The sequence below is a fragment of the Stenotrophomonas sp. STEN009 genome, from assembly GCF_056760395.1.
Genome location: NZ_JBRRES010000041.1, coordinates 20,790 through 31,059 on the forward strand (window position 1 = coordinate 20,790; position 10,270 = coordinate 31,059).

Annotated in this window: 10 protein-coding genes and 1 tRNA gene; all 11 read right to left on the reverse strand. The window is 65.4% G+C overall.

All coding sequences use genetic code 11. The features are described from left to right. Positions 1-4: 4 nt before the first annotated feature. Positions 5-1,099, reverse strand: coding sequence for an NADH-quinone oxidoreductase subunit NuoH (gene nuoH, locus ACVOMM_RS16265; protein WP_053519914.1), 1,095 nt, complete (start codon positions 1,097-1,099; stop codon positions 5-7). Further along, positions 1,096-3,330 (reverse strand): NADH-quinone oxidoreductase subunit NuoG, encoded by a 2,235-nt coding sequence (gene nuoG / locus ACVOMM_RS16270; RefSeq protein ID WP_053519913.1) that lies wholly within the window; start codon positions 3,328-3,330, stop codon positions 1,096-1,098. The genes nuoH and nuoG overlap by 4 nt, the downstream gene beginning before the upstream one ends. Then, a complete protein-coding gene (gene nuoF, locus ACVOMM_RS16275) occupies positions 3,327-4,667 on the reverse strand; it encodes an NADH-quinone oxidoreductase subunit NuoF (RefSeq protein ID WP_065175540.1) in 1,341 nt (446 codons plus the stop codon). Before nuoF ends, nuoG begins: the two co-directional genes overlap by 4 nt. A 4-nt stretch (positions 4,668-4,671) precedes the next feature. After that, a complete protein-coding gene (nuoE, locus tag ACVOMM_RS16280; protein WP_006381132.1) occupies positions 4,672-5,199 on the reverse strand; it encodes an NADH-quinone oxidoreductase subunit NuoE in 528 nt (175 codons plus the stop codon). Between the two features lie 97 nt (positions 5,200-5,296). Next, positions 5,297-6,604 carry an NADH-quinone oxidoreductase subunit D gene (locus ACVOMM_RS16285; RefSeq protein ID WP_053519911.1) on the reverse strand — a complete coding sequence of 436 codons (1,308 nt, stop codon included), beginning with the start codon at positions 6,602-6,604 and terminating at the stop codon, positions 5,297-5,299. Beyond that, entirely contained in the window at positions 6,601-7,347 is a 747-nt protein-coding gene (locus ACVOMM_RS16290) for an NADH-quinone oxidoreductase subunit C (RefSeq protein ID WP_065181852.1), read from the reverse strand. The genes ACVOMM_RS16285 and ACVOMM_RS16290 overlap by 4 nt, the downstream gene beginning before the upstream one ends. A gap of 33 nt (positions 7,348-7,380) precedes the next feature. Further along, on the reverse strand, positions 7,381-7,935 hold the full coding sequence (locus ACVOMM_RS16295) for a NuoB/complex I 20 kDa subunit family protein (protein ID WP_005410463.1): 555 nt from the start codon (positions 7,933-7,935) through the stop codon (positions 7,381-7,383). After that, positions 7,926-8,282 carry an NADH-quinone oxidoreductase subunit A gene (locus tag ACVOMM_RS16300; protein ID WP_053519909.1) on the reverse strand — a complete coding sequence of 119 codons (357 nt, stop codon included), beginning with the start codon at positions 8,280-8,282 and terminating at the stop codon, positions 7,926-7,928. Before ACVOMM_RS16300 ends, ACVOMM_RS16295 begins: the two co-directional genes overlap by 10 nt. A 111-nt stretch (positions 8,283-8,393) precedes the next feature. Further along, a tRNA-Leu gene (locus ACVOMM_RS16305) sits at positions 8,394-8,478 on the reverse strand. Positions 8,479-8,529: 51 nt separating this feature from the next. After that, positions 8,530-8,967 carry a preprotein translocase subunit SecG gene (gene secG / locus ACVOMM_RS16310; protein ID WP_065175541.1) on the reverse strand — a complete coding sequence of 146 codons (438 nt, stop codon included), beginning with the start codon at positions 8,965-8,967 and terminating at the stop codon, positions 8,530-8,532. A gap of 33 nt (positions 8,968-9,000) precedes the next feature. Further along, positions 9,001-9,756, reverse strand: coding sequence for a triose-phosphate isomerase (gene tpiA / locus ACVOMM_RS16315; protein ID WP_053519907.1), 756 nt, complete (start codon positions 9,754-9,756; stop codon positions 9,001-9,003). Positions 9,757-10,270 lie beyond the last annotated feature (514 nt).

The window sequence follows — 10,270 nt, forward strand, 5'->3', positions numbered from 1 at the left end:
CACTTTAGACGCCCTTTTGAATCACGCCGAAGAACACCATGACGGCGGTGACCGCGATCCAGAAAATGGTCAGCGGAATGAAGACCTTCCAGCCCAGGCGCATGATCTGGTCGTAGCGGAAGCGCGGGAAGCTGGCACGGAACCAGATGTAGGCACTGGCGAAGAAGAACACCTTGACGAACAGCCACGGCGCGCCACCCTTCCAGATCCAGTCGACCAGCGGCGACACAGTGCCCGGATCGACCCAGCCCTGGATCGGGCTCAGCCAGCCACCGAGGAAGAAGATCGAGATCAGGAAACTGATCAGGATCATGTTCGCGTACTCGGCCAGGAAGAACAGCGCGAACGCGCCGCCCGAGTACTCGACCATGTGGCCAGCGACGATTTCCGACTCGCCTTCCACCACGTCGAACGGCGCACGGTTGGTCTCGGCCACGCCGGACACCCAGTACACGACGAACAGCGGGAACAGCGGAATCAGGAACCAGTCGAAGAAGCCGGAACTGCCGGCCTGGGCCATCACGATGTTGCTCAGGTTCAGGCTGCCCGAAGCGATCATGACGCCGACCAGGGCGAAGCCCATCGCGATTTCGTAGCTGATCATCTGCGCCGAGGCACGCATCGCACCCAGGAACGCATACTTCGAGTTGGACGCCCAGCCGGCCAGGATGATGCCGTAGATGCCCAGCGAGGTCATCGCCAGCAGGTACAGCAGGCCGGCATTGGCGTTGGACAGCACGATCTGCGAATCGAACGGAATCACCGCCCAGGCCGCGAACGCCGGGGCCAGGGTGATCAGCGGTGCCAGCAGGTAGATCGCCTTGTTGGCGTTGCTCGGCTGGACCACTTCCTTGAACAGCAGCTTGAAGACGTCGGCGAAGGCCTGGAAGATGCCCATGCCCACGTACATCGGGCCATGGCGGACGTGCATCCAGCCGATCAGCTTGCGTTCCCAGACCACGTAGAAGGCCACCGAGACGATCACCGGTACGGTGATCACCAGGATCTTCAGGATGATCCAGAGCAGCGCGCCGATGTCACCGAGGCCGAGCAGCCACTGGTGCAGCGGATCGACCGCGTTCAACAGCAATTCGTTCATGCAGCCACCACCGTTACGCGAGCGGCACCCAGCGGCGCGGTCGCGCCGTGGCCCGATTCAATCCAGACCGAACCCGCAGCGACGCGGGCGTCGACCACCACCGGCAGGGTGGCGCGACCGGCATCGGTGCCGACCTTGGCCATCTGCCCTTCCTGCAGCTGCAGGCGTGCGGCATCTTCCGTGTTGAGGACGATGCGCGGGGCGTTGTTCAGCGGATGCGACTGCAGCGCCGGAGCGCGGCGGACCACGGCATCGGTGCGGTAGATCGCCGCCGTCGAGGCCACTTCCAGGCCTTCGCCTGCAACGGCCGGCTGGGCCGACGCAGCCACGGTGACCGATACCGGCGCCAGGCTGGCACGCAGGCCCGCCAGATCGATGAAGTCGAAACCGGCCACCGCCAGCTCACCGCCCAGCGCACGCAGGACGCGCCAGCCTTCACGGGCCTCGCCCGGCAGCTTGCCACCGGCACGGGCCGACTGTTCGCGGCCATCGAGGTTGGTCAGGGTGGCGTCGATTTCCGGCAGCGCACCGATCGGCAGGATCACATCGGCGACGTCGCGGGTCGAGGCGCAGGCGAAGTGGCTGAACGCCACGACCTGGGCACCGGCCAGTGCCTTGCGCGCGGCAGGCGCATCGGCGAAGTCCAGGCCCGGCTCCAGGCCGTACACCACGTAGGCCTGGCGCGGCTGCGCCAGCATCGCGGCGACGTCCCTGCCGGCCGGCAGCACGCCCGCACGGGTCAGGCCGACGGCGTTGGCGCCCTGCGGAATGCGGCACAGGCGGGCACCGGTGGCGGTGGCGAAATCACGCGCGGCGGCGCGGATCGCGGCAGCCTGCGGGTGGTTCTCGGCGATGGCACCGACGATCAGCACGGTGTTGCTGCCACCCTGCACCGCCGAACGCAGCTCGGCGTTGGCCAGGGCATCGACGAACTGCGACGGTGCGACGATCTGCTTGCCGGCGATGCTGAAGGCGAAGTCGAAGTCGACCGGGTTGACGACGTGGATCTTCGCGCCGTTCTGGGTCTGCGCCTTGCGCAGGCGGGCATGCAGCAGCGGCAGTTCATGGCGGATGTTGCTGCCCAGAACCACGATGCGGTCAGCGCCTTCGATCTCCGCCAGCGGCAGGCCGAACACTTCGGCGGTGGCGGCGTCGGAGAAATCGCGGTTGTTGATGCGGTGATCGATGTTGCCCGAACCCAGGCCCTTGGCCAGGCGCGCCAGCAGAGCGCCTTCCTCGTTGGAGGTCGACGGGTGCACCAGCACGCCCAGGGTGTCGCCCTGGTTCGCCTTGAGGATATCGGCGGCAGCGGCCAGGCCTTCGGCCCAGCTCACTTCCTTCCACTCGCCGTTGACCTTGCGCAGCGGCTTGACCGCACGGTCTTCGCTGTACAGGCCCTGGTGCGAGTAGCGGTCGCGGTCGGACAGCCAGCATTCGTTGACCGCTTCGTTGTCGCGCGGCACCGAACGCAGCACTTCACCGCGGCGCACATGCAGGAACAGGTTCGAACCCATCGCGTCGTGGTAACCCAGCGACTCGCGCGCGGTCAGCTCCCACGGACGGGCACGGAACTGGAACACCTTGTTGGTCAGCGCGCCGACCGGGCAGACGTCGACGACGTTGCCGGACAGTTCGGTGGTCAGGGGCTTGCCGTCGTAGGTACCGATCTGCAGGTTCTCGCCGCGGTACATGCCACCCAGTTCATAGGTGCCCGCCACTTCGGCGGTGAAACGGACGCAGCGGGTGCACTGGATGCAGCGGGTCATCTCGGTGGCGACCAGCGGACCCATGTCCTCGTCCGGGACCACGCGCTTGCGCTCGTTGAAGCGGCTGACCGAACGGCCATAGCCCAGCGACACGTCCTGAAGCTCGCACTCGCCGCCCTGATCGCAGATCGGGCAGTCCAGCGGATGGTTGATGAGCAGGAACTCCATCACCGAGCGCTGGAACTTCAGCGCCTTCTCGCTGCGGGTGGCGACCTTCATGCCGTCCATCACCGGCGTGGCGCAGGCCGGCGCCGGCTTCGGCGACTTCTCCACGTCCACCAGGCACATGCGGCAGTTGGCGGCGATCGGCAGCTTCTCGTGGTAGCAGAAGCGCGGAATCGGAATGCCGGCCTTGTCGGCGGCCTGGATGATCATCGAACCCTTGGGCACGACCAGGGACTTGCCATCGATCTCGATGGTCACATGGTCCGGTGGCACGTTCGGGTTTACGGGTTGCGCGCTCATGCGGCGGCTGCCTCCACCTTCTTGCCGTCAACCATCGAATGACCGTTGACGATGTAGTACTCGAATTCGTCCCAGAACTGGCGCAGGAAGCCCTGGATGGGCCATGCCGCCGCTTCGCCGAACGCACAGATGGTGTGGCCTTCGATCTGGCCGGCCACCGCCTTCAGCTGGTGCAGGTCTTCCATCGTGGCCTTGCCGGCGACGATGCGCTCGAGCACGCGGTGCATCCAGCCGGTGCCTTCACGGCACGGCGTGCACTGGCCGCAGGATTCCTTGTGGAAGAACTGGCTGATGCGGCAGGCGAACTTGACGCAGCACACGCTGTCATCCAGCACCACGACCGCCCCGGAACCCAGGCCGGAGCCCAGCGCACGGATGGTGTCGTAGTCCATCGGCAGGCCCTTCAGCTCCGCCGCGGTGAGCACCGGCATGGAGACGCCGCCCGGAATCGCACCCTTCAGGGTACGGCCCGGGCGCAGGCCACCGGCCATTTCCAGCAGCTCGTCGAAGGTGGTGCCGAGCGGCACTTCAAAGTTGCCGCCGTTCTGCACGCAGCCGGAGACCGAGAAGCACTTCGGGCCGCCATTGGCGGTCCGGCTCAGGCCCTTGAACCACTCCGGACCGTTGCGGATGATCGCCGGCACCGAGCCGTAGGTCTCGGTGTTGTTGATCGTCGACGGCTTGCCGTACAGGCCGAAGTTGGCCGGGAACGGCGGCTTGTAGCGCGGCTGTCCCTTCTTGCCTTCCAGCGATTCCATCAGCGCGGTTTCTTCGCCGCAGATGTAGGCACCGGCACCGAGAGCACCGTAGATGTCGATGTCCACGCCTGAGCCCAGCACGTTCTTGCCCAGCCAGCCGTTCGCGTAGGCGTCGGCCAGGGCCTGTTCGAAGTGCTCGAAGGGCTCGTGGTGGAACTCGCCGCGCAGGTAGTTGTAGCCCACGGTCGAACCGGTGGCGTAGCAGGCGATCGCCATGCCTTCCACCACCGAATGCGGGTTGTAACGCAGGATGTCGCGATCCTTGCAGGTGCCCGGCTCGGATTCATCCGAATTGCAGAGGATGTACTTCTGCATGTTGCCCTTGGGCATGAAGGACCACTTCAGGCCGGTCGGGAAGCCTGCGCCACCGCGGCCGCGCAGGCCAGAGGCCTTGACCATCTCGATGACCTGCTCCGGCGGGATCTTCTCTTCGAGGATCTTGCGCAGGGCAGCGTAGCCACCGGTCTTGAGGTAGCTTTCGTACGACCACGGAGTGTCGTAATGCAGGGTGGTGTAGACCACCTGGTGCGGCAGCGGCGCGGGACCGACCGGGCCCTTGGATTCGTGGTGATGTGCCATGCCCTTACTCCAGCCCGTCCAGCAGCTCGTCGACCTTTTCCAGGGTCAGACGCTCATGGTAGTGACCGTTGATGACCATCATCGGCGCACCGCCGCAGCCGGCCAGGCACTCTTCCTCGCGCTTGAGGTAGACGCGGCCGTCCGGGGTCGATTCGCCGTGCTTGATGCCCAGCTTCTTCTCGCAGTGGCGCACGATGTCCTCGGCGCCATTGAGCCAGCAGCTGATGTTGGTGCAGATGGCCACGTTGTTGCGGCCCACCTTCTCGGTCTCGAACATCGAGTAGAAGCTGGCGACCTCGTAGGCCCACACCGGCGGCAGGTCCAGGTACTTGGCCACGCCGGCGATCAGCTCGTCGGTCAGCCAGCCCTCATTCTGCTCCTGGGCCGCATGCAGGCCCTGCAGCACGGCAGAGCGCTTGCGGTCCGGCGGGAACTTGGACAGCCAGTGATCGATGTGAGCGCGGGTCTTGTCGCTCAGCACCACCATCGGGTCGACGTCGCGCGCCGCCTCGAAATTACCTGTCGCCTTCATCGGCCGACCTCAGCGAAATGCATAACGTGAAATTCCAGGAACTGCGGCGCCGGCTTGCGCCGGCTGCCTGCAGCAGGCGTTGGCGTGGCAGACGGCATTACCGGTCAACCTCGCCGAACACCAGATCGTAGGTACCGATCATCGCCACCACGTCGGCCAGCATGTGGCCGCGCACGACCGAGTCGATCGAGGACAGGTGGGCGAAGCCCGGCGCACGCAGGTGCACGCGGAAGGGCTTGTTGGCGCCGTCGGAAACCAGGTAGCAGCCGAACTCACCCTTCGGGGCCTCCACCGCCGAGTAGGTCTCGCCGGCCGGCACGCAGTAGCCTTCGCTGAACAGCTTGAAGTGGTGGATCAGCGCTTCCATGTCGTCCTTCATGTCCTCGCGGCTGGGCGGAGCGACCTTGAAGTTCTTGACCATGACCGGGCCGGGGTTGGCCTTCAGCCATGCCACGCACTGCTTGATGATGCGGTTGGACTCACGCATCTCGGCGACGCGGACCAGATAACGGTCGTAGCAGTCGCCTTCCTTGCCCAGCGGAATGTCGAAATCAACGGCATCGTACTTGGCATACGGACGCTTCTTGCGCAGATCCCAGGCGATGCCCGAGCCGCGCAGCATGACGCCGGTCATACCCCACTGGTGCGCCAGTTCCGGGGTGACCACGCCGATGCCGACGGTGCGCTGCTTCCAGATGCGGTTGTCGGTCAGCAGGGTTTCGTACTCGTCGACGCGACCCGGGAACTCATTGGTGAAGTTCTCCAGGAAATCCAGCAGCGAGCCCTCGCGCGAAGCATTGAGCTGCTTCAGCGCCTTGCCCTTGTGCCAACGGGATTCCTTGTACTTCGGCATGTGGTCCGGCAGGTCGCGGTAGACACCGCCCGGACGGTAGTACGCCGCGTGCATGCGCGCGCCGGAAACCGCTTCGTAGCAGTCCATCAGCTCTTCGCGCTCGCGGAAGGCATACAGCATCACCGCCATCGCGCCCAGGTCGAGCGCGTTGGAACCCAGCCACATCAGGTGGTTGAGGATGCGGGTGATCTCGTCGTACATGGTACGGATGTACTGCGCACGCTCCGGCGCTTCGATGCCCATCAGGGTCTCGATCGCGCGCACGTAGGCGTGCTCGTTGCACATCATCGACACGTAATCCAGGCGATCCATGTAACCGATCGACTGGTTGAACGGCTTGGACTCGGCCAGCTTCTCGGTACCACGATGCAGCAGGCCGACGTGCGGGTCGGCGCGCATGATGGTCTCGCCGTCCATCTCCAGGATCAGGCGCAGCACGCCATGCGCGGCCGGATGCTGCGGGCCGAAGTTCATGGTGTAGTTGCGGATTTCCTGCCGGCTTTCGGCGGCATTGCTGGCGAACGCTTCGCCGGCCTGGTGTACGTGGCTCACTTCACTGCCTCCTGCGCGCGCTCGCCGGCTGCGGTCTGCAGACGGGCGTCGTCGCGGATCACGCGCGGCACGCCGACACGCGGCTCAACCGAGGTGACCGGTTCGTAGATCACGCGCTTCTTTTCTTCGTCGTAGCGCACTTCGACATTGCCGATCAGCGGGAAGTCCTTGCGGAACGGATGGCCGACGAAACCGTAGTCGGTCAGGATCCGGCGCAGGTCCGGGTGGCCTTCGAAGATCACGCCATACAGATCGAACGCTTCGCGCTCGAACCAGTTCAGGCCCGGCCAGATGCCGGTCAGCGAGGACACCACCGGCAGTGCTTCGTCAGGTGCGAAGCAGCGCAGGTGCATCATCAGGTTGTGCTGGTACGAGCGCAGCTGCGCCACCACGGCAAAGCGCTGGGTCGGCATGTGCTGCGGGCGAGCGCCTTCGGCACTCTCCTCGCTGGGGAACTCGCCCCACGCGAAGCGGCCCTGCGCCTTGCCCTCGACGCCGCGGCTGAAGCCGTGCGAGGACACGTCGGCGGTGTCCCATTCGTCGGAGCCATAGCCCAGGTAGTCCACGCCGCAGAGGTCCACGGCCTGCTCGAAACCAAACTCGTCACGCAGCGCCAGGGCGGTGGCGTGCCACTCGGCGGCAGGCACTTCCAGCGTCACTTCGCCGCGGGGTTCGACCACGATGACCTTCGCACCAGCGAAACGTGCGGAGAGTCGGTCGATGAAGGATGCTTGCTCTGCCATGGGGGCTTGGCGCGCTCTTGTCAGGTGAAGGGGTCAGCGGGCGATGGTCTGTGTACGCCAGATCTTCTTCTGCAGCTGCAGGATCCCGTACACCAGCGCCTCGGCGGTCGGTGGGCAGCCCGGGACGTAGACGTCCACCGGCACCACGCGATCACAGCCGCGCACGACAGAATAGGAATAGTGGTAATAACCACCGCCATTGGCACAGCTGCCCATGGAGATCACCCACTTGGGGTCGGGCATCTGGTCGTAGACCTTGCGCAGTGCCGGGGCCATCTTGTTGACCAGCGTACCGGCGACGATCATCACGTCGGACTGGCGCGGCGACGGGCGGAACACCACGCCGTAACGGTCCAGGTCCAGGCGCGCGGCGCCGGCGTGCATCATCTCCACGGCACAGCAGGCCAGGCCGAAGGTCATCGGCCACATCGAGCCGGTACGCGCCCAGTTCAGCAGGGCGTCGACGCTGGTGGTGACGAAGCCTTTTTCCAGCAGGGGATTGTCGCCTTCCGGCCGCAGGATGTCATCAACCCGCCCTTCCGGGGTCGGATTGTTCATCAGGCCATCGAGCGTCTGAATCACTCCCATTCCAGCGCTCCCTTCTTCCAGACGTAAATGAAACCGAGGAACAGCATGCCGACGAACAGGCCCATGGTGACCAGCGAACGGGCACCCAGCTCCATGAAGACCTGGGTCCACGGCACGATGAAGATGATTTCCAGGTCGAAGACGATGAACTGGATCGCGATCAGGTAATAGCGCACATCGAACTTCATGCGCGCGTCTTCGAACGCCTCGAAGCCGCACTCGTACGGCGAGAGCTTTTCCAGATCAGGGCGACGGGGACCGAGGAGTCGGCCGACCAGCATCAGCACGACGCCGATACCGGTGGCAACGATCAGAAACAGCAGAGACGGCAAATATTCGGCCAGCACAGCGATTCTCTCTTGCCTCTGCCGCTGCGCCTGCAGGCGCTTTGGCATGGGGGAGTGGACGGAAATCACCCTGGCGCATTGCGCGCCAGGTGAACCCGCTTTACTTACAAATGGTGCCCAAGAGGGGACTCGAACCCCTACGACTTGCGTCGCTACCACCTCAAGGTAGTGCGTCTACCAATTCCGCCACCTGGGCAAACGATCACATCAGACTATCTTCCCGATGCGCCGCGTATTGTAACCGGCTTCAGTCTTTCTGGGAGCCTTCCGACGGCTTTTCTTCACCAGAAACCGAAGATTCCGCCTGAGCCGGCACAGTCGCCGCCGGAACCGGGGCTGCCGGGACCTCATCGGCCTTCGGAACGGCCGGCAGTTCGCCTGCAGGGGCGGCCGGAGCGCTGGCCGCCGGGGCGGACATCAGACCCAGATCCTGCTCGGCGGCAGGACGGCTGCCGTGGCCGGCATACCAGGCCATGAAGAGACTGATGCCGAAGAACACCACGGCCAGCCACTTGGTCGACTTGGACAGGAAGTTCGAGGCGCCACGCGCACCGAACACCGTTCCCGAGGCACCGGCACCAAAGCCCGAACCAGCCGCTGCGCCCGAGCCACGCTGCATCAGGATCAGCGCGATCATGGCTACGGCAACCAGCACGTAGACGACATTGAGGATCAACATCAGCATTGGAAATCCGCCCTCGGACAATACTTCTAGGATTTAGTTCGCGGCCGCCGCCTTCGCGATGGCCAGGAAGTCCGCGGCCACCAGGGAGGCGCCACCGACCAGCCCACCATCGACATCCGGCTGCGCGAACAGTTCCCCGGCATTGTCGGGCTTCACGCTGCCGCCGTAAAGAATGGGCAGTGAATCAGCAATTCTAGCATCGATGCGCGCGACTTCGCCACGGATGAACGCGTGCACCTGCTGCGCCTGCTCCTTGCTCGCGGTGCGGCCGGTGCCGATCGCCCAGACCGGCTCGTAGGCGACCACGGCGCTGGCGAAGCCGTCGGCACCGACGAGATCCAGCACCGGCGCCAGCTGGCTGGCGATGACCGATTCGGTCTGTCCGGCCTCGCGCTGCTCCAGGGTCTCACCCACGCACAGTACCGGCACCAGGCCGGCATGCAGGGCAGCGGCGAACTTGCGGGCAACCAGTTCGCTGCTCTCGTGGTGGTACTGGCGACGCTCGGAATGTCCAACCAGGCCGTAACGGGCACCGACCTCGTGCAGCATGGCCGCACACACTTCGCCGGTGTAGGCCCCCTTCTCGTTGCTGCTCACGTCCTGGGCACCGAAGGTCATGCCGGTCGCGCCGAACTCCTCGACCAGCTCGCCCAGGTACGGCAGCGGCGGCAGGATGACGACATCGACCCCGTCCAGCGGCAGTCCCGCAGCCACCTGCCCCAGCAGTTCATTGGCGAATTGACGGCTGCCGTGCAGCTTCCAGTTTCCGGCGACGATCTTGCGGCGCATGAGCGGGTGGCTCCTGTGTGAAGTCAGCCGGTCATGATACCCGTTACGGCAAAAATCCGTTTCCGTGTAAGCGGTTACATGGATTTCCAGCCAACGGCGCGGCCCCTCGTGGCGGGGGTGGGGTTGGTCGCGGGGAGCCCCGGGTAGTTGATCGGCCTGGCCGGGCGGGCGGGACTGCGCAGGGGACGCTGCAAGTACGTCCCTGTAAGCTCGATCGCCGCATCCATGCGGCTCACGCCCCTGCGCAGCCCCACCCGCCCGGCTTCTGACACATTCCGGCGGTTCCGCCCGCCACGGAAAGAGAAAAGAAGATCAAAGGCAAAAGCGGCATTGCGGGTGACTGCCGGGGTGGGGTCCGGAGCTCCTCCCCCCCCCCCCCCCCTCTTTGCGGTGGGGGGGGGGGGGGTGGGGGGGGGGGGGGGGGGGGGGGGGGGGGGGCGCCCCCCCCCCCCCCGTTTTGTTTTCCCCCCCCCCCCCCCCCCCCCCCCCCCCCCCCCCCGCCTCCCCACGGAAC